The following is a 23,888-nucleotide window of genomic DNA, read 5'->3' on the forward strand; positions in this document are numbered from 1 at the left end:
CTGACGCCCCCGCCCCGCCTCCGAACATCCCCTGGCCGCGCACTCTAGCCGGGGCGATCGGACCCCGGCCGACTCGGCTCGCCCGGATCGCCGGGAACCAGGGCCGCCGGGTCAATCCGTGCGTCGCACCGCCCGTTTCCCGGTCACCACCCGCTGCAGCACGATGAAGGCGAACAGCAGCACCCCGACCACGATCCGCGTCCACCACGAGCTCAGGGTGCCCTCGAACGTGATGATCGTCTGGATCAGCCCGAGCACGAGCACCCCCAGCACCGTGCCGAACAGGTAACCCGAGCCACCCGCCAGCAGCACGCCGCCGATGACGACCGCCGCGATCGCGTCCAGCTCGAGACCGTTGGCGTGCAGGCTGTAGCCGCTCAGCGTGTAGAAGCTGTAGAGCACCCCGCCCAGCGACGCGCAGAACCCGCTGATCCCGTACACCGCGATCCGCGTACGGGCCACGGGAAGGCCCATCAGCAGCGCGGAATCGGCATTGCCGCCGATCGCGTAGACCACCCGCCCGAACCGGGTCCAGGCCAGCACCAGCGCCGCGACCAGGACCACCGCCAGCGCCACGATCACGCTGGAGGAGATGAACACGCCCTTGTCGAACCGCACCCGCTGCTGCGCCACCGACACCCAGAAATCGTTGTCGATCGGGATCGAGTTGCGGTTGATCAGCAGCGCGATGCCGCGGGCGAGAAACATCCCGGCGAGCGTCGCGATGAACGGCTCGACCTTGAAGTAGTGGATCACCGCGCCCATCGACACACCGAGCGTGGTGCCGAGCAGGAGCAGCAGCGGCAGCACCACGTAGGCGGGCCAGCCGGCGTTCAGCAGGGTCGCGCCGAGCGTGGTGGTCAGGGCCACCACCGCTCCCACCGACAGGTCGATGCCGCCGGTCAGGATCACGAACGTCATGCCGACCGCGACCACGAGCAGGAAGGCGTTGTCCACGAACACGTTCAGGACGACCTGGATGTCGCCGAACCCCTCGTAGTTCACCACCCCGAGGCCGTACATGAACGCGAGCAGGGTGAGCGTGGCCAGCACCGGGATGTGCTGCCGGTTCGGCTGCCACGGGTTACGGCCGATGGTGGACGCGCCGGTGCCCGGCTCGGGTGCCTCGAGGTCGACCGTGCTGTTCGTGCCGCTGGTCATGCGACGGCCTCCTTGGCTTTTCGCCGGGTGGTTCGCCGGGTCAGGACACGTTCCCGGAACGCCTGCGACTGGGCCAGGCAGAGCACCACCACGACCACGGCCTTGAACAGCAGGTTCGCCTCGGGCGGGATGCCGACGCTGACGATCGTGACGTTGAGCGTCTCGATCAGCACCGCCCCGAGCACGGTGCCGCCCAGCGAGAACCGGCCCCCGGTCAGGGCCGTGCCGCCGATGACGACGGCCAGGATGGCGTCGAGCTCGATCAGGTTGCCCGCCGCGTTGGAGTCGGCACTGTTGACGTTCGAGCTGTAGATCAGCCCGGCGACCCCGGCGCAGACGGCCGCGATCACGTAGACCAGCCAGGTCAGCCCGCGCGCCTGGATGCCGGCCAGACGGCTCGCGGCCGGGCTGCCGCCGACCGCCTCCAGCAGCAGGCCCAGCGCCGTGCGCCGCACCAGCTGGGTGAGCGCGAGCGCGACGAGCACCGCGATGATCACCGAGACCGGGATCGCCAGGAAGTACCCGGCGCCGATCTGCCGGTACGGGCTCGACTGCACGTTGAGGATCTGCCCGCCGGTGATCAGCTGGGCCAGGCCGCGTCCGGCCACCATCAGGATGAGGGTGGCCACGATGGGCTGGATCCCGATCACCGAGACCAGGAACCCGTTCCAGACACCGAGTCCCAGACACAGCAGCAGCGCCACGGCGATCGCGCCGAGCACCCCCACCAGGCTGTTCTGGTCGCTCAGGTCACCGATCATCAGGCAGGCCAGAGCCCCGCTGACGGCCATCACCGAGCCCACCGACAGGTCGATGCCGCCGGTCGCGATCACCAGCGTCATGCCGACCCCGACCAGGATCAGCGGGGCCGCGCGGCGGGCGATGTCGATGATCGAGCCGTAGAGGTGGCCGTCGATCACGGTGATCCGGAAGAAGTTGTTCGCGAAGAACAGGTTCAGCACCAGCAGCAGCACGAGCACGGCCAGGGGCCAGAACAGGTGGTGCCTCGCGTACCGGCTCACGAGACGCCCCCGGCGATGGTCTGCATGATCCGGTCCGCGTCCACGGCGTCGGTGTTCTCCAGTTCCTCGACCAGCTGCCGGTCGCGCAGGATCTCGATCGTGTGGCTGAGGCGCAGCACCTCCTCCAGCTCGGCGCTGACGAACAGCACGGCCATCCCGCCGTCGGCGAGTTCCGCGATCAGGCGCTGGATCTCGGTCTTGGCGCCGACGTCGATGCCGCGGGTCGGCTCGTCGACGATGAACAGCCGGGGCTCGGTGATCAGCCAGCGCGCCAGCAGCACCTTCTGCTGGTTGCCGCCGCTCAGGTCCTTCACCCGCCGATCCGGGTCGGCCGGGCGGATCTGCAGCGCCTCCACGTATTTCGCCACCAGCTCGTCGGCCCGCCGGCGCGAGATCGGCCGCAGCCAGCCCCGCGAGGCCTGCAGCGCGAGGATGATGTTCTCGCGCACGGTCAGGTCGCCCACCACCCCCTCGGTGCGGCGGTTCTCCGACGAGAAGGCAATGCCCTTCGACATCGCGGCCCGTGGCCCCCGCAAGGTGACCGGCCGTCCGTCCACCGTCAGGGAACCGGAGTCCGAGCGGTCGGCCCCGAACAGCAACCGGGCCAGCTCGGTGCGTCCCGACCCGAGAAGTCCGGCCAGGCCCACGATCTCACCGGCGTGAATGTTCAGCGTGAACGGCGCGATGCCCCCCTTGCGGCCCAGGCCGTCGGCCTCGAGCAGCGGCTCGGCGCGCCGGCCCTGGCCGGTGGGCTGCTTCTCGAGGTCTTCGAGGGTGGAGAGTTCCTTGCCGATCATCCGCTCCACGAGCTGCATCTGGGGCAGTTCGGCGGTGCGGTACTCGCCCACCAGTTTCCCGTTGCGCAGGACCGTCATCCGGTCGGCGATCTCGTAGACCTGGTCGAGGAAGTGCGAGACGAACACGATCGCCACGCCCTGGCTCTTCAGGCGCCGCATCACCGAGAACAGCTGAGCGACCTCGGAGGCATCGAGGCTCGAGGTCGGCTCGTCGAGGATCAGGACCTTGGCGTCGATGTCGACCGCTCGCGCGATCGCGACCATCTGCTGCACGGCCAGCGAGTACGTGCCCAGCGGCGCGGTGACGTCCAGGTCGAGATCGAGGCCCCGCAACAGTTCCCGGGCCCGTCGGCGCATGGCTCCCCAGCGGATCCGCCCGAGGGTGCGCGGTTCCCGGCCGAGCAGGATGTTCTCGGCCACCGACAGGTTCGCGCAGAGATTCACTTCCTGGTAGACCGTGCTGATCCCGGCCTGCTGCGCGGGCAGCGGCCCGGAGAAGCGCACCGGCTCCCCGGCCAGCGTGATGCCCCCGCCGTCGATGTCGTACACACCGGTGAGAACCTTGATCAGCGTCGACTTCCCGGCGCCGTTCTCGCCCATCAGGGCGTGCACCTCACCGGCGCGCAGCCGCAGGTCCACCCCGTCGAGCGCCACCACCCCCGGGAAGACCTTACGGATCCCGGTCATCTCGAGAATCGTGGCCGTGTCGGCCGTATCGGCCATGACCTGTGCTCCGTTCCGCTCAGAACCCGCCGTGACCATGCGCGCCCACCACTGCCCGAGGCGGGACGCGCATGATCACGGAAGGAAGCCGATCAGTACTTACGGTCCGGCAGGACGTCCTTCGCCTGCTCCGGCGTGAAGGTCGTCTCCTCGGTGAGCACGCGCTTCTCCACGGTGCCCCCGTCCGCAACCGTCTTGGCCAGGTCCATCAGCTGCGGCCCGAGCAGCGGGCTGCACTCCACGATGAAGTTGATCTTGCCTTCGGACAGCGCCGTCATGCCGTCCTTGACCGCGTCCACCGTGATGATCTTGATGTCCTTGCCCGGCACCTTGCCGGCCGCCTCGATGGCCTCGATCGCGCCCAGGCCCATGTCGTCGTTGTGGGCGTAGAGCACGTCGATGTCGTCGTGCGACTTCAGGAAGGTCTCCATCACCTGCTTGCCGTCGGTGCGGGTGAACTGCCCCGTCTGCGATGCGATCACCTTGAACTTCGGGTCGGCCTTGATGACCTCGGCGAAACCGGCCTTGCGGTCGTTCGCCGGGGCCGCACCGGGCGTTCCCTGCAGTTCGACGATGTTCACCGGGTCGGTCTCGTCCTTGTACTCCTCGACCAGCCACTCACCGGCCTTCTGCCCCTCGAGCACGAAATCCGACCCGATAAAACTTTCGTAGAGAGTTTCGTCGGGTGAATCGATGGCCCGGTCGGTGAGAATCACCGGGATCTCGGCGTCCTTGGCCTCCTTGAGCACCGTGTCCCAGCCGGACTCGACCACCGGCGAGAACGCGATGACGTCGACCCGCTGGGTGATGAACGAGCGGATCGCCTTGATCTGGTTCTCCTGCTTGCCCTGCGCGTCGGAGAACTTCAGCTCGACCCCGGCCTCCGCGGCCGACTCCTGGATCGACTTGGTGTTCGCCGTGCGCCAGCCACTTTCGGCCCCGACCTGGGCGAAACCGATGGTCAGCTTGTCGTCGCCGCCACCGCTGCCCCCGTCCCCCTCGTCGTCGCCGCACGCGGCCAGCGTCGTGACGAGCAGTGCCGCTGCAAGCAGCACCCCGGCCCGCTTTCTGAACATCCCAACCTCCTGACGCACCACGCCAACCCCGTTGTTAACGTTCACAATTATGGTCACGGCAGTGCGGGAAAAAATGTCTTCGGATTGTCTGCGAACACACATGACCGGCCGTCATGCACCCCCGGGAATTCACCTGAATCACGTGACCGCCGGTCGGTTCGTGCCAGGAGTGTCGCTGTTCACACCGGATGCGTCAAGCATTCGAAATGCAACGTCCAGTCACGAACTTAGACCGCGCGGAATCACCCGTCACGATGTTATGGAAGAAATTCCGACCGCTGATCGCACAACAATTCCTGAGGCATTGCCTGAACGCCTGCCCTCAGGCGTAGATCCACCAGGCCGCGGGCCGCGCGCAGCGGAGTGATCCCGCGCGCCCGGGCGTCGTCGAGAACCGCGGCCAGGCGAGGGCCGATCCCCCGTGCCTCGTCCTCGGCCGGGTGACGGCCACGTGGGGCAGGATCTCGGGCAACTGGACGGGGGTGACGGTGACGGCTGCGTGCCTGGTGCGTTCGAGGACAGGCGGTCGGTATGAACGGGCACGCGGCATTTACGCGCCCTGACCTGCACGGGTGCCCCGCCGCACCTATGGTCGGGCCGTGAGAGAAGCGCGCAGACGGCACTACGGGGCGTTCTACGGACTGGCCCCGGCACCCGGCGACGACGGGCGTCCCCTGGTGCTGGTGCACGGCAACTGCCAGGCCGAGTCGCTGCGCGTGCTCGCGGACTCCCCCGGCTCCCCGGTGCGCACGGTGCGGATGCCGCCCGTGCACGAGCTGACCGGCGACGACCTGCCCTGTCTGGAGAAGCTTCTCGGGCAGGCGGACGCCGTGGTCTCGCAGCCGATCCGGGCGGGCTACCGGGGCCTCCCGCTGGGCACCGCCGACGTGATGGCCGCGACCGCGCCCGGCACCCGGCTGGTGATGGTGCCCGTGATCCGCTGGGCGGCCCTGCACCCGTTCCAGGTCATCGTGCGGTCACCGCAGGCCGGTGATCCCCCGGTCGTTCCCTACCACGATCTGAGGACGATGGGCCGGGCGACCGGGGCCGTTCCGGCCTTCAGTGGGGGGTTCGTGCGGGCGGTGCGGGACATCAGCGTGCGCGAGCTCGTCGAGCGGCAACGGCGGCACGGCACGATCGACGTGGTGGACCTGTTGCTGGACGCCGGTTCTCGCGCCTGCCAGGTGATCAACCATCCCGGCAACGAGGTGCTGCGGGGCACGGCCCACCGGATGCTCGAGGCCCTCGGCCTGCCCTGGGACCCGCGCGATCCGGGCCGGGTGCTGCTCGACAGCGTGCACGCCCCGCTCGCGGGCCCGACCCTCGAGGCCCTGGGCCTGGACGGCGAGGAGACCACAAACTGGCAGGTGCACGGAAAGACCGTGCCCGACACCGAGATCCAGCAGGCCCACCTGGAGTGGTACCGCCGGCATCCCGGCCTGGCCGAGCAGGGCCTGCAGCGTCACGCCGAGGTGGCCCGGCTGCTCTTCACCCACTGAGCCCGCCGAACCCGTCGAACCTGCTGAGCCCGTCGAACCTGCTGAGCCCGCCGGCCGGTCAGCGCAGCACGCCCAGCGCCCCCGGTGCGATCGTCACCGTCACCCGGTCGCCGCCGGCGATCTCGAGCACCTCACCGTCGATCTGCAGCGGCGCCGCCTTCAGTGCGGTGAAGCGGTACTCGGTGACGGCCGGCTGCGGCCCGAGCCCGGTGGTGGCGGCGTGCAGGAACACGGTCGCCACCCGCCAGCGCGGTTCGTGCGGGGTGAGCGTGACCTCGAACTCGCCGTCCTCCGGGTCGCCGTTGGTGCTCAGCTTGAGCACCTTGGCCATCTGCGGGATGTTCGAGAACACCAGGCTGTCGATCGGCACGCGGCGACCGTCGTCGAGCTGGATGCGCAGCGGCCGGAACTTGCTGAACGACCGCATCACCGTGACGATCTCGCGCAGCGACCCCTTGGTGCCCTTCTCCAGGTCGACCGCGACCACCGGCGTCAGCCCGATGCCGATGTACGAGTGCGCGTAGCGGCTGATCTCGCCGCCGGGCCCGCTGACGGCCAGGTGTATCAGGTCCATCCGCCGCACCTCCCCGACGCCGATCGCCTCGGGCAGCGGGCGCGGCGCCGTGACCCGGTGGTGGTCGTTGGCGTTGCCCGCCGCCACCACCGCGGCCACCGCGCCCTGCTCACCGGTGTTCCCCGCGTCCATGATCCCGTTCACGACCTCGTTGTAACCGCCGTCGCCGCTGACCGAGACCACGAGAGGACGCCCGGTGCCCGCGGCCTCGCGGGCGAGGGTCTGCGCGTGGCCGGCGTGGGCGGTCGGCAGGAGCTCCACCGCCAGGTCCGGGTGCACCCGCCCGAGCTCCTCCTCGAGCTCGCGGGCCCGGGCCGGGGCGTCGCCCGTGCTGTTGGGGTTGAAGATCAGGACCACCCGGTCGAACGACATGCGACGATCATGGCCCGGGCCGGGCCGTTCGACACTTCCACAGGGCCCGGGCGTGCCGCGGTCACGGCCGCCGGGCCGCGCCCAGCGGAAACCGGACGCCGGTCAGCTCTTCCGAGACCGACCACAGGCGGCGGGCCACGTCGGCGTCGCGCGCGGCCCGCGACCGGCCGACCAGCCTGACCGGCCCCCGCTGCAGGAGCCCGCCCGGCCCGGCGAAACTGCCTCCCGGGATGTCGGCCGTCGCCGCGTAGAGCGTGGGCAGGGCCCCGGCCTCCTCGGTCCGGGCCAGGCGCCGGGCCACGGAGAGCATCAGGTCGGCGCGCCGGCTGGTCCCCTCGGACGAGTGCCCCAGGTTCGTCATCGCCAGCCCGGGGTGCGCCGCCGTGGCGCTGACCGGCGAGCCCACCTCCTCGAGCCGTCGCTGCAGCTCGAGCGTGAACAGCAGGTTGGCCAGCTTCGACTGGCCGTAGGCCGCGAGCGGCTGGTAGTCGCGCCTGGTCCAGTCCAGGTCGTCGAACGCGATCGTGCCCCGGCGGTGACCGCCCGAGGAGACCGTGACCACCCGGCCGGTGATGCGTGGCAGCAGCAGGTTGGTCAGGGCGAAGTGGCCCAGATGGTTCGCGCCGAACTGCGACTCGAACCCGTCGGTGGTCCGGCCCAGCGGCGGCATCATGATCCCGGCGTTGTTCACGAGAACGTCGACAGGTCCCTCGAGACCGTCCGCGAACGAGCGCACCGACGACAGGTCACCGAGTTCGAGGCGGTGGACCTCGGTGCGGCCGGGCAGGCGGGCCGCGACCTGCTGCCCCTTCGCCGGGTTGCGCACGGCGAGCACCACCCGGGCACCGCGCGCGGCGAAGACCTCGGCGGCCGCCCGGCCGATGCCACTGCTGGCGCCGGTCACCACGACGGTGCGGCCGGCCTGGGAAGGAACGTCATGAGCGGTGAATGTAGTCACGGACAACAATGTAGGCATCGACTACTTATGTAGTCAACGCCTACATCTGCGGTAGCCTGGACCGGTGACCGACGAGCGCTATCACCACGGCAATCTGCGCACGGCGCTCCTGGAGGCGGCCCGCGAGACGATGCGTGAAGAGGGGGCCGGGGCGCTGTCGCTGCGTGACCTGGCCCGTCGGGTGGGGGTGAGTCACGCGGCCCCGCGCCGGCACTTCCCCGACCGCCAGGCCCTTCTCGACGCCCTGGTGATCGACGGGTTCGAGCGGGCCCACGCCGAACTCGAGGAGGCCGACGCCGCGGCCGGGCCCGGATTCGCCGCGCGGCTGCGCGCGATGGTCAGCGCCTATGTTCACGTCGCGATCGACGACAGCGCCCTGCTCGATCTCATGCACAGCCGTAAGCACGACGAGAACTCCGGCGCGGTCGCACAGGCCGCCCAGCCGTCGGTGGCCCTCATGCTCTCGGTGATGGAGCAGGGCGAGGCCGAGGGCCACCTCGAGCCCGGATCGACCGAGCGGGTGGGCATCGCGCTGTTCGCGACCATGCACGGCATCGCCGCGATCACCCGGGTCGGCATGCTGGCCCCCGACCAGGTCGACGACGTGATCGACACCGCGGTCGCCCAGGTGCTGCGCTAGGCACTGCGGGTGATGACGCCGGTCGCCCGGGTCTCGGCCGACGCCCTCCTCCCGGATCGGCCCCGGCGCCGACCCGTGATCGGGTGACCTGCGCGCACCTTTGCCACCCGGTCCCGGCCACCGGCCGGGCCGGGCAACCGGGCGAGGACCGCGCCGGGTTCCTAGCTGACCGCCTCCTCCAGGCTGACCGCGGCCGCGGCCTCCCGGATCAGGCCCATCGCCACGTCCTGCGCCTCGGGAACGTTGCGGCCCTCGTAGCGGCGCGCCACGATGCGGCGGGTGCCGAGACCGGGCATCTCCAGCGGGGTGACGCCCGGGTGCGAGGTGCCGATCAGCGCGAGGGAGGGCACGAGCGCCATTCCCTCCCCGGCCGCGACCAGGGCCAGGGCGGTGTTGATGTCCTGGTAGAGGTGCACGGTGTCGTCGGAGACCCCGAGCGCGCGCCGCACCCGGCGGGTGGCCTCGCTGCCGGCGGCCGAGGCGTCGAGCCCGAGCCAGGGCAGCGACGGCAGCGACTGGCGGGCGATGTCGACGACGTCGACGCCGTGCGCGGCGGAGGGCACGACCAGCCGCCAGGGCTCGTCGAGCAGAGGGATCTCGGTCATGTTCTTGGCCAGGCGCGGTGAGCTCTGCTGGGCGTCGAACTCCAGGATCACGATGTCCAGGTCGCCCGAGCGGAGCATCCGCAGCAGTTCCTCCTGGTCGTCCTCGCGGATCTCGAGGCGCAGCCGGGGGTGGCGCTTCTTCCACTCCGGCAGGTGCGGCGCGAACCCGACCCGCAGGAACGAGTGGAAGAGCCCGACCCGGACGGTGCCGACCGGGTCGACCTCGTCCTCCAGGAGCTTGGCGCGCACCAGGTTCAGCGCCCGCTCGATCTCCTCGGCGGCCTCGGCCAGGGCCTGCCCGGCGTCGGTCAGGAGAATGCCGTGAGTGGTGCGAGTCACCAAGGCGCAACCGGTTTCGGCCTCAAGTCGGGCCAGCTGCTGGGAAACGGCGGACGGCGTGACCCCCAGCGCGTCGGCCGCCGCGAGCACCCCTCCCTCCCGCGCGATGGCGAGCAGGAACCGGAGCCGGCGGGGGTCGATCCTCATGTTCAGCAACGCTAAACGGCCGATCCAGTGAAGTGCAATTGTGCTGAAGCCGCGGAAGGCTCATCATCATGCGCGGGAGACGGCGATCCGGCTCCCTGGCTCTCAAGTGAAAGAAGGCTGCTCCGATGGCGGCAATGCTCGGCTGGCTGGGCACCATGGGCACTTTCGGCGCCTACGTCCTCCTGAGCCGGGGGCGCTGGACGGCGACGTCCCTGCGCTACTCACTCTTCAATGCCCTCGGCGGTCTCGCCGGCGGCATCGCCAGCGCCCTCTACGGCGCCTGGCCCAGCGCGGTCTCCAATCTCCTCTGGGCCGCGATCGGCACCCACGCCGTGGTCACCACCCTGTGGGAGCGCCGGGCCGCCCGCCTCGCGAACCGGCCGGCCACCACCGCCTCCCCGGCGACCGGCCCGATCCCCGAGTTCGTCTGAGCCAAAGGCTCAGCCGGCCAGCACCTTCAGGTACGCGGTGACGTCCTCCACCGAGGACGTCACACACCCCAGATAGTTGTCCGGGCGCACCAGCAAGAGCGTCGGGCCCCGCACGTCGTAGATCTCCGCGGCCTCGTCGACCGCATGCACCGGCACGCCCAGATCGGGCGCAGCGGCGGTCCAGTTCACCGTGAGCAGGGTCGCGTGGGCGCCGCGCAGCAGGTCGAAAACGCGTCGCCCGTCGTTCAGCGGCGCGTCGGGAGCACGGTCACCGGCCTGCAGCGCACCGGGTTCGGGCCGGTGCTCGCTCGCCAGGGGCCCACCCCGGTAGCTCAGCGAGAGCTGCTTGAGCACCGGGTCGTCGCGGCGCATACCGTCGTGCGAGCGGTCGGCCATCTTCTGGTAGAGCTTCGTGCTGATGCCCAGCACCGCGGCCGCGACCGGAAGGCGCTCGGCCTCGTAGGTGTCGAGCAGCGCGTCGTCGCCCGTGGCCAGTTTCCACCCCAGGTTGTAGGCGTCCTGGATCCCGGTGTTCAGCCCCTGCCCACCGGCCGGGGTGTGCACGTGAGCCGCGTCACCCGCCAGGAACACGTTCCCGACCCGGAACCGTGACGCCATGCGGATGTTCGGCCTCCAGACCGAGGTCCAGCTGACGTTCTTCACCGTCACCCCGGGGGCGATCCCGGGCACCAGCTCCTCCAGCGGCCGGTCGAGGATCTGCGAGTGGAGCTGGAACTGGCCGGTGCCGGCCAGCGGGCACAGACCGAGCCGCACGGCCTGATCGGCCCCGGGCCACACGTGCCAGTGCTCGCGGTCGAGCCCCTCCAGCTCGACGTCGGCCAGGCGCACCTTCTCACCCTCCCGGGTCTCCCCCTCGAAACCCACACCCAGAGCGCGACGTACAGCACTGCGTCCGCCGTCGGCCCCCACCACGTACCGGGCGGTGACGCGCTCACCGGTGCCGAGCGTCAGGTGCACGCCCCGGTCGTCCTGGGTGAGCGACTCCAGCTCGACGCCGAACTCGACCGGGACGCCCTCGGCCAGGATCTGCCCGGTGCGCCACTGCGGCACCATCAGACTGTTGGGGTGGGGCACCGACGGGGTGGGCTCGTGGTGCTCGTCCATCCGGAACGTCATCGTCTCGCCGTCGGGCCGGTGCACGAGCATCGGCGGGTACTCGCCGCCGTGCTCCAGGAACCGCGGCAGCACGCCGAGGTCGTCGAGCACCTCGAGCGTGCGGGGCTGAAGTCCCTTGCCCCGCGAGCCGTCGAAGAGGGCGGAGGCCTTCTCGACGATGCGGAAGGGGACGCCGTGGCGCTGCAGCTGACGGGCCAGGGTCAGGCCGGTCGGGCCGGCTCCCACAATTACGGTGAACTTGGATTCACTGAACATGAGTTCACCGTAGGAAGCGAGGTAGGGTCCCGTCAAGACCGAAGGGGTGACGAGGTGGCAGCAGTGGGCGTGCGCAGGCAGCAGGCGGCGCAGACCGAGACCGAGCTGAAGGCCGCCGCCGTGCGGGTCTTCGGGCGGGTGGGCTATCTCAACACCAAGATCACCGACATCACCGCCGAGGCCGGGCGCGCGACCGGGTCGTTCTACAAGCACTTCACCGGCAAGGAGAAACTGCTCGAGGCACTGCTGGCCGACCTGCTGGCCGAGACCGACGACGATCTGCACGGGCGCGCCGAGCCCCACCCGAGCGACTTCCGCGACCGCGAGGCCGTGCGTTTCCACGTCGAGCACTTCTGGCGGTTCTTCCAGCGACACCGCACCGTGATGGTCGCCCTGCAGCAGGCCGCCACGGTCGACGAGTCGTTCGCCCGTCGGCAGGACGAGATGCTCGACCCCGATCTGCACCACCTGGCCACCCATCTCACCGGTCTCGACCTGCGGGGCGACCCGCTCGTGGCGGCTGCGATCATCAGCCGTCTGATGTGGTCGTTCGCCTCGACGTCGCTCCCGAACACCGGTGACGACGAGGCGATCGAGACCCTGACCACCTTCATCCACGCGGGGCTGGCGGGCCTGGCCTCCTGACGGCGGGAGCACCCCGTGCACCTGGACGCGATCACCACCGCCCTGCGCGTCGCCTCGTCGATCGGCCTGGCCGCCACCGACGCGCTCGTCCTGTCCAACTCCAACCGCCTGACCCTGCACCTGCTCCCGTGCGACACCCTGGCCCAGGTCGCGCCGGTGCCGTCCGTGGCCGCCTTCGAGATCGAGATCGCCCGGCGCCTGGGCGAACTGGACGCCCCGGTGGCCCGGCTCGATCCGCGCGCCGAGCCGCGTCCGCACCCTCTCGACGGACGCGAGGTGACCTTCTGGACCCACTACACCCCCGCGTCCCCCATCTCCCCGGAGGCCTACGCGGATGCCCTGCACCGGCTGCACCGGTCGATGCGCGAGATCCCGGTCGAGGCCCCCTCGTTCCGTGACCGCGTGAGCTCGGCCCGCCGGCTGCTCGACGACCCCGGTCGCACCCCGGAACTGCCTGCGGCACACCGTGAACTCCTGATGGACGTGATCGGCCACACGCTCTCGGTGATCGGCGCGAGAGGAGGCGCCGAGCAGCTGCTGCACGGCGAGCCTCACGAGGGCAATCTGCTGGCCACGGCGCACGGCCCGCTGTTCATCGATTTCGAGACGTGCTGCACCGGTCCCGTCGAGTTCGACATCGCGCACGCACCGCCCGCCGTCGAGACGCATTACCCCGGGGCCGACCCCGCGATGCTGCGCGCCTGCCGGATGCTCGCGCTCGCCCTGGTGATCACCTGGCGCTGGGATCGTGACGACCAGCTGCCGGACGGCCGCCGACGTGGTTCCCTCTGGCTCGCCGAGCTGATGTCGCTCCGGGGCGGAGATCTCACGGCTTGAGGACGCGCCGGTCGGCCTTCATTTCAATTGTGTGTAATCGCGCCGGACGGCTTTGTTAAGGCTTCCCTTTGAGTCGCCTGTGTGGGTATCTTTTTAGACAGCAATTGGTAAAGACTCTTCACTAATCATGACTCCCGCCCTGAAGGGGAATGCCATGAAACGTGCCCGCATGCTCGCCGCCGGCCTGTCCGCCGCGGCAGCGATCGCCCTCGTCGCAACACTCACGGCACCGACCGGGGCGCAGGCCGTCCCGCGCTCGGCCGCCGCCGTCACCTGCTCGGGCGCCGCCTGGGTCAAGGACGTCGCCTACAACGGCGGCGCCGTCGTCACGTACAACAACCATTCGTGGACAGCGAAATGGTGGACGTACGGCGATGTTCCGGGAGCGAACGCCCAGGACGTGTGGACGGACGGGGGTGCCTGCGGCGGAACCGACCCGACCCAGCCGCCCACCACTCCTCCCACCACGCCCCCGGTGACCACTCCCCCGCCCACCACCGGCGGCAAGAAGCTGGTGGCGTACTACACGAACTGGTCCACGTACCAGCGCAACTTCCAGGTCAAGGCGCTCGACACCAGCGGCGCCGCGGCCAAGCTGACGCACATCAACTACGCCTTCGGTAACGTCACCGGCGGCAAGTGCGTGATCGGCGACGCCTACGCCGACTACCAGAAGACCTTCACCGCAGCCGATTCCGTGAGCGGTGTGGCCGACACCTGGGACCAGTCGGTGGCCGGCAACTTCAACCAGCTGCGCCAGCTCAAGAAGAAGCACCAGAACCTCAAGGTGATCTGGTCGTTCGGCGGCTGGACCTGGTCGGGCGGCTTCGGCCAGGCCGCGCAGGACCCGGCCGGTTTCGCCAAGTCGTGCCGCGCGCTGGTCGAAGACTCGCGCTGGGCCGACGTGTTCGACGGCATCGACATCGACTGGGAGTACCCGAACGCCACCGGGCTCACCACCGACACCAGCGGTTTCGACGCGTACCGCAAGCTCATGCAGGCACTGCGCACCGAGTTCGGCAAAGACCTGGTGACCTCCGCGATCACGGCCGACGGCACGTCCGGCGGCAAGATCTCCAAGGCCGACTACGCCGGGGCCGCGCAGTACGTCGACTGGTACCTGCCGATGACGTACGACTTCTACGGTGCCTTCGACGCCGACGGCCCGACCGCCCCGCACTCGCCGCTGACCGACTACGCCGGCGCCCCGAACCCGGGCTTCGACTCGTCCACGGCGATCGCGAAGCTGAAGAGCCTCGGAATCCCCAGCAGCAAGCTGCTTCTGGGCATCGGTTACTACGGCCGCGGCTGGACCGGGGTCTCGCAGGCGGCCCCGGGCGGTTCGGCCACCGGACCGGCACCGGGCACCTACGAGCAGGGCATCGAAGACTACAAGGTGCTCAAGACGTCCTGCCCGTCGACCGGCACCGTGGCGGGCACCGCCTACGCCAAGTGCGGCAGCAACTGGTGGAGCTACGACACCCCGGCCACCATCGCCGGCAAGATGACCTACGCCAAGAACCAGGGCCTGGGTGGGGCGTTCGCCTGGGAGCTGTCGGGTGACACCAGCGCCGCCGAGCTGACCAAGGCCGTCTCCAGCGGTCTGGGGTAGCCCGGCAGCACCTGCACTGCACCATCTGCTTCATGCGCACGGCAAACGGTCACGGCCGGGATCCCTCCCCCGGCCGTGACCGTTCTGCGTGGGTGACCGGTCAATTCGTCGAGGGCCGGGAGTCCTGCGGGAGCGGGATTTTCGTGCCCGCGCGCGGGACGTCTCGCCGGGATCCGGCGGGTGCGGACGCGGGAGACTCGGGTGTTTCAGTACCCGAGTGCGGAGAGCCCCGATGTCCACCTCGTCCACGATTCCGGCCCGGCCCGCGGTTTCACCTGCGGCCGGGCCGCCCCCCGAAGCCGAGCCCTCTTCCGAAGCCGAGCCCTCCTCCGGAGCGCAGTCCGCCGGGGCGTCGGCCCCGGGGTCGTTGCCGCCGCAGCAGATGGCCCTCAAGGCCGTCGCCGTGGGCGTGGCCAAGGCCGGCAGTCCGCCGCTGACCACGTTCGTGCTCGCGGTGCTGGCCGGTGGGTTCATCGCGTTCGGCGCCCTCTTCGCCACGATCGCCTCCTCCACCGCGCCCGGGTCGGTCGGCCTCCCCTACGGCGTGACCAAAGTCTTCATGGGTCTGGCCTTCTCGGTCGGGCTGATCCTGGTCGTGGTCGGCGGGGCGGAACTGTTCACCAGCAACGTGCTGCTGGTGATGGCCTGGGCGCAGGGACGGATCAGCGGGGCCCGGGTGCTGCGCAACTGGGCGATCGTCTACGCCGGAAACCTCGCGGGCGCGGTGAGCGTGGCCGGGCTCGTCGCGGTCTCGGGTGAGTACCGTTCGGGCGGAGGCGGAGTCGGGCTGGCCGCGCTGAAGATCGCCGAGGGCAAGGGGGAACTCGGCTTCGGCGAGGCGCTGGTGCTCGGGGTGCTGTGCAACGTGCTGGTCTGCCTGGCCGTGTGGCTGACCTATTCGGCCCGCACCACCGCCGACCGGATCATGGCCGTGATCCCGCCGGTGACCGCCTTCGTCGCCGCCGGTTTCGAGCACAGCGTCGCCAACATGTTCTTCCTGCCGGTCGCCACGCTGGTCAAGGCCCTGGCCCCGGAGTCGTTCTGGACCTCGATCGGCGCCGGCCCGGAGCAGTTCGCGCACGTGAGCTGGACCGCCTTCGCCCACAACCTGCTGCCGGTCACGATCGGCAACCTCGTCGGCGGGGCGGTGATCGTGGGCGGCCTGTACGGGCTGGCCTATCTGCGGCCCACCCGTTCCGCCGGAGCCGACCCGCACATCCGTCCGCGAACCGCCCACCCGACCACCGCGTCCGTCCGCCGACCGTCCCACCCGGCCACCGCGTCCACCATCAGGACCCGCCCGGGCCCCTTCAGCGCCCGTTCAACCCCGGCGTAGCAGACTGTGCCCGTGCGAGTCCTGGTGGTTGACGACGAGGCGCGGTTCGCCGAAGGCATCCGCCGGGGGCTGGTGGCCGAGGGATTCTCGGTAGACGTGGCCGAGAACGGGATCGACGGGCTCTGGCGCGCCCGCGAGGTGCGGTACGACGCGATCCTTCTCGACGTGATGATGCCGGGGCTGGGCGGGTTCGACGTGTGCCGCACCCTGCGCGAGGAGGAGAACTGGACCCCGATCCTCGTGCTCACGGCCCTGGACGGGTCGTCCGACCAGGTCGAGGGGCTCGACACGGGCGCGGACGACTACGTGGTCAAACCGGTCGAGTTCCCCGTGCTGGTGGCCCGGTTGAGGGCGCTGGTGCGGCGGGGCCGACCCGAACGTCCCACGGTTCTGACCGTCGGGACCCTGGTGGTCGACCCGGCCTCGCGGGAGGTGCGGCGCGGCCGGACGCCGATCACGCTGACCAGCCGGGAGTTCGCGGTGCTGGCCTTCCTGGCCCGGCGCGCGGGCACGGTGATGTCGAAGCTCGACATCCTGGGCGGCGTCTGGGACGACGACTTCGAGGGTGACCCGAACATCGTCGAGGTCTACATCGCCCATCTGCGCGCGAAGATCGACCGCCCGTTCGGGGTGGACACGGTCGTGACCGTGCGCGGCGCCGGGTACCGCCTGGTCGCCGATGTCTAGCCGCTGGACCCTGCGCGTCCGCATCACCACGATCACGACGTTCATCGTCCTGGTCGTCCTGCTGCTCGGCGCGGCCGGTTTCGTCCTCCTGCTGCGCTCGCAGGTGACCCGCGCGCAGTCCACGACCGCGCGTCAGCAATCCACCCAGATCGCCCGCGAGACCCAGGCCGCCGGAGCCCTGCCGCCGTTCGAGGCCGACGAGGTGATCATCCAGCTGCAGCGCGACGGGCAGGTGATGACGGTCGCCGACGACGACTTCGCCGAGGTCCCGCCCCTGCCCGTCAGCGCGCAGCCCCGCATCGTGAAGCTGCTCGGCGAACGCTGGGCCGTGCGGTCGAGCCCGGTGACGCTCGGGGGGACGAAGCAGTACGTGGTGGTGGCCCGCTCACTGGAGGGGGTGGACGACGCGACCCGCTCGGCCGGGCTGCTGCTGGGGGCCGGGGTGCCCGCGGTGAGTCTGTTCGTGGCCGCGCTGACCTGGTCGGTGGTCGGGCGTTCGCTGCGGCCGGTGGAGCGGATCCGCTCGGACGTGGAGAAGATCGGCGACGACCCCTCGGGCCGGGTGCTGCCCCCGCCGGGCCGGGACGAGGTGGCGCGGCTGGCCGAGACGATGAACCGGATGCTGGAGCGCCTGGAGAAGGCGCGGGTGGTGCAGCAGCGTTTCGTCTCGGACGCCTCGCACGAACTGCGCTCGCCGGTGGCCGCGATCCGGCAGCACGCGCAGGTGGCGCTGATGCATCCGGACGCGACGACGCTGAGCGGGCTGGCCGAGGTCGTCGACACCGAGGCGGCGCGGTTGGAGGAGCTGGTCAGCGGCCTGCTGCTGCTGGCCCGGGTGGACGAGCGGCGTTCGGTGAACCGCCAGGAGATCGATCTGGACGATCTGGTGCTCAGCGAGGGGACGCGGCTGCGGGCGCTGGGTGTGAAGGTGGACGCCACCGGGGTGGGGCCGGCGCGGGTGGTCGCGGACATCGCCCTGATGACGCGGGCGGTGCGGAACGCGGCCGACAACGCGCGGCGCCACGCCCGCTCGGCGGTGGCCTTCTCGCTGCACGACGACGGCACGCAGGCGGTGCTGCGCGTGGACGACGACGGCCCGGGTGTGCCGGTGGAGGACCGCGAGCGCGTGTTCCGGCGCTTCGTGCGGCTCGACGACGCCCGTACCCGCGACAAGGGCGGTGCCGGGCTGGGTCTGGCGATCATCGCCGAGGCGGCGCGGGACGCGGGTGGCTCGGCCCGGCTGGACGACTCACCCCTGGGTGGGGCCCGGCTGGAGATGCGGCTGCCGACGTAGGCCCGCCTCGGGGCCGACCACCGGCCCTTCTCGATCAAACTGGTTGCCTTTGCCGGCCCCGGCGTGGTGCACTCGTGCGGCCCGTCAGCGATCCTCCCCAGAGGCGAACCCCATGAGTGACGTGACCCATCTTCTCGACAACCCCAGCTGGGCGTCCCTCACCGGTGCCCACGCCGCCCTCGCGATCGGCACCGGGCGGGCCCGGCGCTATCCGGCCGACATCTCGCCGATCAGTGCCATCGCCGACTACGACGATCCGGCGGCCTGGGCCGATCTGGCCGAGCTGGTCGGGCCGGGGCGGTCCGCGTTCTTCCCGGGGCCGGCCGACCTGGCCGAGCGGCTGCCGGACGGCTGGACGATCTCGATGAGCATCCCGGGCATCCAGATGGTCTCGACCCAGGCACTGGTCAGCGCCCCCGAGCCGGAAGCGGTCAGACTGGGCGCGGACGACGTCGACGACATGCTCGACCTGGTCGCCCGCACCGAGCCCGGGCCGTTCGAGCGCCGCACCGTGGAACTCGGCACGTACCTGGGAATCCGGCGCGAGGGCAAGCTCGTGGCCATGGCCGGCGAGCGCCTGCACCCGCCCGGCCACACCGAGATCAGCGCCGTCTGCACGGATGCCGCGCACCGGGGTCAGGGGCTGGCCGGGCGGTTGATCCGGGCGGTCGCCCACGCCATTCGCGAACGCGGTGACGTACCCATGCTGCACACCGGCGCCTCCAACACCACCGCGATCCGGCTGTACGAGTACCTGGGTTTCGAGGTCCGGTGGCGGCCGACGTTCACCGTGGTCGTGGCACCGCCCGCATGAAGTCTACTGATCCAGTCGACTTTGCGGGACGGCCTTGTCAGCGTGACGGGAAGGCGACCAGCGCGTCGGAGGCGGACATGGCCCAGGCCGGAACCATCCAGCGAACCGATTCAGTCCGGGCGGCCGGATTCCCGGCCACCCTCGTCCCGGTGGCGCCGAGCCCGGCCGTTTCCACCTCTGCGCCAGTCGCTCGGGCGCACCCGCCCACCGCAGCGCCCTGGTCGTCGCGCTCCCGGGAATCGGTGCGGCGGTGTCGGTTTCATGTATTGAAGACGCGCCGGTCGCTTCCGGCGAACGTCACCTCACCGCCGTTCCCGGCCACCGCGCCCGGGTCCCGTCGCCGGCCGACGCCTACCGCGCCACCGGGTTCGACGGGCCGGAAACCGTTCCCGCGCTGTCGGACCGCGAGACCTGCCGGGCCGTGAGCAACGGCTGTCCCAGCCGGGAGGGGCGGATCCCGGCCGAGCCGCAGGGGTTCGTGAGTCTCTGGGCGTACGCCCAGAACCCGTACGAGCGCGAGGAGTTCAGGGCGACGACCGTGCCGCAGGCGCTGCGGAGGCCCTGAGCGAGCCGTGCCCGGGCCGGGTTCGGGGCCCGAGACCGATTCCCTCAGCCCGGTTCAGGCCCGGTTCAGCCTCCGGGAGGCACCATGCGAGGGTGGGACCCAGTGAGCGCCGTGCCCGGAGCCGGCCGATCGACGCACCGAGACCGGTCCGTCACTCCCGGGCACGCAGGACCACCGGCCTCGGCAAGGTGGTGCTCGGCACGGTGGTGGTGCTCGTCAGCGGCACGCTCGGCGGCGGTGCGTACGTCTACCAGCACCTGAACGGCAACATCGCCTCGTCGGCGCTGTTCAGCGGCACGACCGGCAGCGCCGGGGTGCGCAAGGCCGACGAGCAGGGCCGCTTCCCGATCAACGTGCTGGTGATCGGCACCGACTCGCGCTCGTCGGAGGAGAACTGCAAGCTGGGCGGCGCCTGTGACAACGCCGTCGGCAACGCGGACGTCCAGCTGCTGGTGCACGTGTCGGCCGACCGCTCGAACATCACCGCGATGAGCATCCCGCGCGACACGATGACCGACATGCCCGGCTGCAAGGACGCCACGACCGGCGCGACCAGCGAGGCCCACTACGGCCAGATCAACTCCAGCCTCAGCTACGGCCCGGGCTGCTCGGTGGCGGCCGTGCACCAGCTCACCGGCGTCACGATCGACCACTTCGTCATGGTCGACTTCGCCGGGGTCATCGCGATGTCCGACGCCACCGGCGGTGTGCAGGTGTGCGTCAGCGCCGACATCTACGACACGTACTCGCACCTGAAGCTCTCCGAGGGCAAGCACACGCTCAAGGGTGAGGGCGCCCTGCAGTTCGTGCGCACGCGGCACGGTTTCGGCGACGGCAGCGATCTGGGACGCACGTACGGCCAGCACGCGTTCCTCTCGGCGGCCATCCAGTCGCTCAAGGACAAGGGCACCCTGCTGAACCCGACCAAGCTCTACGGCGTGGCCGACGCCGCGACCAAGGCCCTGACCGTGGACGAGGGCCTGAACAGCATCCCCAAGCTCGTCGACCTCGCCACCGAGTTCAACAAGGTCGACACCGACCGCATCACCTTCACCACGATGCAGACCGCGGCCGACCCGAACAACTCCAACCGCGTGGTGCCGGCCGAGGCCGCGCAGAAGCTGTTCTCCACGATCGCCGCCGACGAGTCACTGTCGAAGGACCCGGCCACCGCGACGGCCACCCCGTCCGCGGCCGCGACCACCGCGTCCGCCGGCGTGGCCACCGACTTCACGGTGAAGGTCCAGAACCACGGCGGCGTGGACGGCCGGGCCGGCTCGATCACCCAGGTCCTGACCGAGGCGGGCTACGACCGGGCGGTGACCGACGCGTCCGCCGGTGACCTGGAGACCCGCACCGCCGTGCTCTACGCCCAGGGCCAGGTCGACCAGGCGCGGCAGCTGGCCGCCGACCTGAAGATCCCCTCCTCGCTGCTGCGGCAGAGCACCGACGTCGACGACGTCACGCTGGCGATCGGCAAGGACTGGTCCGAGGGCGACACCTACCCCCGGACCACCGCCAAGACCCGCAAGGAGGCGCTGGCCGACTCGCACGCCTCCACGGCCAAGAACTCCGGGTGCGTGCCGGTGAGCACCTACAGGACGGTGAAGTACAACGGTGTGCCGATGACCCCCAGCCAGGCGTACGCGGCGGCGACGACCAAGAAGGACTCGGACTCCGACTAGGCGTCGGTTAGGCTGGCCACGTCGCTGGTTCTCCCTGCCATCCAGGCAGGGCGCCGTAAGAGGGAACCCGGTGTGAATCCGGGACTGCCCCGCAGCGGTGAGTGGGAACGACCGCCGTCATCAGCACTGGGCGCCCGTGGGCACCTGGGAAGCGACGGCCAGTAGGTGCGTTCGTCAGAGCGCGGGCCCACGAGTCCGAAGACCTGCCAGTGATGCCGTGGGCCCACCGTGCCCTCGGGTTTCCGGTGACCCCGTGGGACGGTCGGCGAGACGGCGATCCGCCGTGCGTGCGCCCCCTCCTGCCCGGTCACCGGTGAAGACCGAGCTCGCGAGGAGAGAGCACGTGACCAGCAGCAGTTTCCGTGGCAGTCCCCTGCCCGCAACCCTTCTCGGCCATCCCCGGATCGGTCGCAACCGCGCGACGAAGAAGGCGATCGAGGCCTACTGGCGCGGCGAGCTGAGCGCCGAGAACCTTCGTCGCACCGTCGTCGACGAGCGCCGCGCGGTGTTCGAGACCCTGAAGTCGGCCGGGCTCACCGAGGTTCCCAGCAACGACTTCTCGCTCTACGACCAGGTGCTCGACACCCTCGTCATGGTCGGCGCCGTGCCCGCCCGGCACCGCGATCTGGGCCTGGACGACCTGGACACCTACTTCGCCATGGCCCGGGGCACCGCCGACGTGGCGCCGCTCGAGATGACCAAGTGGTTCGACACCAACTACCACTACCTGGTGCCCGAACTCGGCCCGGACACCGAGTTCACCCTCGATGCGGCCAAACCGCTGCAGGAGTACCGCCAGGCCCGCACGCTCGGGCTGGACGCGCGGCCGGTGCTCGTCGGGCCGCTCACGTTCCTGCGCCTGGCCAAGGCCGCGCCCGGGGTGGCCGGGGGCTTCGACCCGGTCTCGCTCGTCGACCGTCTGCTGCCCGTGTACGAGCAGGCCCTGGCCGAGCTGGCCGCCGCCGGGGTGAACTGGGTGCAGCTCGACGAACCGGTTCTGGTGCAGGACCAGCCGCCGGCGGTGCTGGCGGCCGCCCGCACCGCGTTGCAGCGTCTCGGGGAGGCCACGAACCGCCCCAAGATCCTGGTGGCCACCTACTTCGGGCTGGTGCGCGAGGCCCTGCCGATCCTGCGCGAGGCGCCCGTCGAGGGCATCGCCCTCGACCTGTCCGGGGACTGGGCCGAGGCGAACCTGCACGAACTCGCCGCCGTGGGTGGGCTTCCCGGCAAGCGGCTGGTCGCCGGGGTGATCGACGGCCGCAACGTCTGGGCCGCCGACCTGCGCGCCCAGCTGGCCCGGCTGGCCACGCTGCACGCCCTGGCCGACGAGATCGTGGTCGCGCCGTCCTGCTCGCTCCTGCACGTGCCGCTCGACGTGAGCCTGGAGACCGGGCTCGACCACGACGTCCGCCGCTGGTTCGCCTTCGCCCGCCAGAAGATCGACGAGGTGGCCACCCTGGCCCGGGGCATCACCGCCGGGACGGCCACCATCGAGGCCGAACTGCGGGACAACGACGAGGTTCTCGCCCACCGGGCGGCCTCACCCATCACCCACGACCCGGCCGTGCGCGAAAGGGTCAGGGCCACGACGGGGGACGACGAACACCGGGCCACGCCCTACGCCGACCGGGCGCCGCGGCAGGCCGAGCGCCTCGGGCTGCCGAACCTGCCGACGACCACGATCGGCTCGTTCCCGCAGACGCCGGCGCTGCGCTCGGCGCGGGCCCGGTTCCGCCGCGGTGACCTCGACCGGGCCTGGTACACCGCGCGGATGCGGGCCGAGGTGGATCACGTCATCCGCCTGCAGGAGACCCTCGGCCTGGACGTGCTCGTGCACGGCGAGCCCGAACGCAACGACATGGTGCAGTATTTCGCCGAGCAGCTCACCGGTTTCGTGACCACGCAGCACGGCTGGGTGCAGTCGTACGGAACCCGCTACGTGCGTCCGCCGGTCGTCGTCGGTGACGTCTCGCGGCCCGCCCCGATGACGGTGGAGTGGACGTCGTACGCCCAGTCGCTCACGCCGAAGCCGGTCAAGGGCATGCTCACCGGCCCGGTGACGATGCTGTGCTGGTCGTTCGTGCGGGACGACCAGCCGCTGGAGCAGACCGCCCGGCAGGTCGCGCTGGCCCTGCGCGACGAGGTGACCGATCTCGAGAACGCCGGTACCGCGGTGATTCAGGTCGACGAGCCCGCGCTGCGCGAGGGGCTGCCGCTACGGGCGGCCGAGCGGCCGGAGTACCTGCGCTGGGCCACGGCCGCGTTCCGGCTGGCGACCGGCGGGGTACGCGACGACACCCAGGTGCACACCCACATGTGCTACGCCGAGTTCGGCGAGATCCTCTCCGCCGTCATCGATCTCGACACCGACGTGATCAGCCTGGAGGGTGCCCGCTCGCACCTGTCGATCGCGGCCGACCTGTCCGGGGCCGGGTATCCCTCGGGGGTCGGGCCGGGTGTCTACGACATCCACTCCCCCCGGGTGCCGGACCGCGCCGAGCTCACCGGGATGCTGCGCCGGGCGCTGGAGCACGTTCCGGCCGGGCGCCTGTGGGTGAACCCGGACTGCGGGCTGAAGACGCGCGACGAGGCGGAGGTGAAGGCGTCGCTGGCCAACCTGGTCGCCGCGGCGGAGAGCCTGCGGTGAGCTGATTCCTGCCCGATCGCGCGTCTGCTC

Annotated in this window: 21 protein-coding genes and 1 riboswitch; of the genes, 13 read left to right on the top strand and 8 right to left on the bottom strand. The window is 70.8% G+C overall.

Features of this window, described 5'->3' with window-relative positions; all coding sequences use genetic code 11:
• Window positions 1-111: 111 nt before the first annotated feature.
• The 4 genes from yjfF to J2S57_RS34050 form a co-directional block, all read right to left on the bottom strand.
• Window positions 112-1,161 carry a galactofuranose ABC transporter, permease protein YjfF gene (yjfF, locus tag J2S57_RS34035; protein ID WP_307250500.1) on the bottom strand — a complete coding sequence of 350 codons (1,050 nt, stop codon included), beginning with the start codon at window positions 1,159-1,161 and terminating at the stop codon, window positions 112-114.
• Window positions 1,158-2,183, bottom strand: a complete 1,026-nt coding sequence (locus J2S57_RS34040) for an ABC transporter permease (protein WP_307250502.1) — start codon at window positions 2,181-2,183, stop codon at window positions 1,158-1,160. The genes yjfF and J2S57_RS34040 overlap by 4 nt, the downstream gene beginning before the upstream one ends.
• On the bottom strand, window positions 2,180-3,703 hold the full coding sequence (locus J2S57_RS34045; protein WP_307250504.1) for a sugar ABC transporter ATP-binding protein: 1,524 nt from the start codon (window positions 3,701-3,703) through the stop codon (window positions 2,180-2,182). The genes J2S57_RS34040 and J2S57_RS34045 overlap by 4 nt, the downstream gene beginning before the upstream one ends.
• A gap of 92 nt (window positions 3,704-3,795) precedes the next feature.
• The gene (locus tag J2S57_RS34050; protein ID WP_307250506.1) at window positions 3,796-4,779 is read right to left on the bottom strand and encodes an ABC transporter substrate-binding protein; all 984 of its coding nucleotides are present in this window, start codon (window positions 4,777-4,779) and stop codon (window positions 3,796-3,798) included.
• Window positions 4,780-5,378: 599 nt separating this feature from the next.
• Here J2S57_RS34050 and J2S57_RS34055 point away from each other — a divergent pair.
• Complete coding sequence (locus J2S57_RS34055; protein WP_307250508.1) at window positions 5,379-6,278, top strand: WcbI family polysaccharide biosynthesis putative acetyltransferase; 900 nt, start codon at window positions 5,379-5,381, stop codon at window positions 6,276-6,278.
• Window positions 6,279-6,336: 58 nt separating this feature from the next.
• Here the strand turns inward: J2S57_RS34055 and J2S57_RS34060 are convergent, their stop codons facing one another.
• Both J2S57_RS34060 and J2S57_RS34065 read right to left on the bottom strand, forming a co-directional pair.
• Window positions 6,337-7,224 carry a diacylglycerol/lipid kinase family protein gene (locus tag J2S57_RS34060; protein WP_307250510.1) on the bottom strand — a complete coding sequence of 296 codons (888 nt, stop codon included), beginning with the start codon at window positions 7,222-7,224 and terminating at the stop codon, window positions 6,337-6,339.
• A 61-nt stretch (window positions 7,225-7,285) separates the two neighbouring features.
• Window positions 7,286-8,182 (bottom strand): oxidoreductase, encoded by an 897-nt coding sequence (locus J2S57_RS34065; protein ID WP_307250512.1) that lies wholly within the window; start codon window positions 8,180-8,182, stop codon window positions 7,286-7,288.
• A 64-nt stretch (window positions 8,183-8,246) separates the two neighbouring features.
• Between J2S57_RS34065 and J2S57_RS34070 the strand changes: the two genes are divergently transcribed.
• Window positions 8,247-8,822, top strand: a complete 576-nt coding sequence (locus tag J2S57_RS34070; protein WP_307250514.1) for a TetR/AcrR family transcriptional regulator — start codon at window positions 8,247-8,249, stop codon at window positions 8,820-8,822.
• Between the two features lie 161 nt (window positions 8,823-8,983).
• Here J2S57_RS34070 and J2S57_RS34075 read toward each other — a convergent pair whose 3' ends face one another.
• A complete protein-coding gene (locus tag J2S57_RS34075; RefSeq protein WP_307250516.1) occupies window positions 8,984-9,913 on the bottom strand; it encodes a LysR family transcriptional regulator in 930 nt (309 codons plus the stop codon).
• Between the two features lie 125 nt (window positions 9,914-10,038).
• On the opposite strand from J2S57_RS34075, the gene J2S57_RS34080 reads away from it, so the two are divergent.
• On the top strand, window positions 10,039-10,344 hold the full coding sequence (locus J2S57_RS34080; RefSeq protein ID WP_307250518.1) for a CBU_0592 family membrane protein: 306 nt from the start codon (window positions 10,039-10,041) through the stop codon (window positions 10,342-10,344).
• A 9-nt stretch (window positions 10,345-10,353) separates the two neighbouring features.
• Here J2S57_RS34080 and J2S57_RS34085 read toward each other — a convergent pair whose 3' ends face one another.
• Window positions 10,354-11,736, bottom strand: coding sequence for an FAD-dependent monooxygenase (locus J2S57_RS34085; RefSeq protein WP_307250520.1), 1,383 nt, complete (start codon window positions 11,734-11,736; stop codon window positions 10,354-10,356).
• Window positions 11,737-11,790: 54 nt separating this feature from the next.
• On the opposite strand from J2S57_RS34085, the gene J2S57_RS34090 reads away from it, so the two are divergent.
• The 10 genes from J2S57_RS34090 (at window position 11,791) to metE (ending at window position 23,858) form a co-directional block, all read left to right on the top strand.
• Window positions 11,791-12,381, top strand: coding sequence for a TetR/AcrR family transcriptional regulator (locus J2S57_RS34090; protein ID WP_307250521.1), 591 nt, complete (start codon window positions 11,791-11,793; stop codon window positions 12,379-12,381).
• Between the two features lie 15 nt (window positions 12,382-12,396).
• Window positions 12,397-13,218, top strand: a complete 822-nt coding sequence (locus tag J2S57_RS34095) for an aminoglycoside phosphotransferase family protein (RefSeq protein ID WP_307250524.1) — start codon at window positions 12,397-12,399, stop codon at window positions 13,216-13,218.
• A 154-nt stretch (window positions 13,219-13,372) separates the two neighbouring features.
• Window positions 13,373-14,830, top strand: coding sequence for a glycosyl hydrolase family 18 protein (locus J2S57_RS34100; RefSeq protein WP_307250526.1), 1,458 nt, complete (start codon window positions 13,373-13,375; stop codon window positions 14,828-14,830).
• 232 nt (window positions 14,831-15,062) lie between these two features.
• Window positions 15,063-16,166, top strand: coding sequence for a formate transporter FocA (locus J2S57_RS34105; protein WP_307250527.1), 1,104 nt, complete (start codon window positions 15,063-15,065; stop codon window positions 16,164-16,166).
• Between the two features lie 12 nt (window positions 16,167-16,178).
• Entirely contained in the window at window positions 16,179-16,853 is a 675-nt protein-coding gene (locus J2S57_RS34110) for a response regulator transcription factor (RefSeq protein ID WP_307250529.1), read from the top strand.
• Entirely contained in the window at window positions 16,846-18,147 is a 1,302-nt protein-coding gene (locus tag J2S57_RS34115) for an ATP-binding protein (RefSeq protein WP_307250531.1), read from the top strand. The genes J2S57_RS34110 and J2S57_RS34115 overlap by 8 nt, the downstream gene beginning before the upstream one ends.
• Before the next feature lie 112 nt (window positions 18,148-18,259).
• Window positions 18,260-18,961 carry a GNAT family N-acetyltransferase gene (locus J2S57_RS34120; RefSeq protein WP_307250533.1) on the top strand — a complete coding sequence of 234 codons (702 nt, stop codon included), beginning with the start codon at window positions 18,260-18,262 and terminating at the stop codon, window positions 18,959-18,961.
• A gap of 250 nt (window positions 18,962-19,211) precedes the next feature.
• Window positions 19,212-19,526 (top strand): hypothetical protein, encoded by a 315-nt coding sequence (locus J2S57_RS34125; RefSeq protein WP_307250535.1) that lies wholly within the window; start codon window positions 19,212-19,214, stop codon window positions 19,524-19,526.
• A gap of 92 nt (window positions 19,527-19,618) precedes the next feature.
• Complete coding sequence (locus J2S57_RS34130; protein WP_307250536.1) at window positions 19,619-21,211, top strand: LCP family protein; 1,593 nt, start codon at window positions 19,619-19,621, stop codon at window positions 21,209-21,211.
• Window positions 21,212-21,219: 8 nt separating this feature from the next.
• A riboswitch (cobalamin riboswitch) is annotated at window positions 21,220-21,436 on the top strand.
• 118 nt (window positions 21,437-21,554) lie between these two features.
• On the top strand, window positions 21,555-23,858 hold the full coding sequence (metE, locus tag J2S57_RS34135; protein WP_307250537.1) for a 5-methyltetrahydropteroyltriglutamate--homocysteine S-methyltransferase: 2,304 nt from the start codon (window positions 21,555-21,557) through the stop codon (window positions 23,856-23,858).
• Window positions 23,859-23,888 lie beyond the last annotated feature (30 nt).

This window comes from Kineosporia succinea, assembly GCF_030811555.1.
Lineage (GTDB): Bacteria > Actinomycetota > Actinomycetes > Actinomycetales > Kineosporiaceae > Kineosporia > Kineosporia succinea.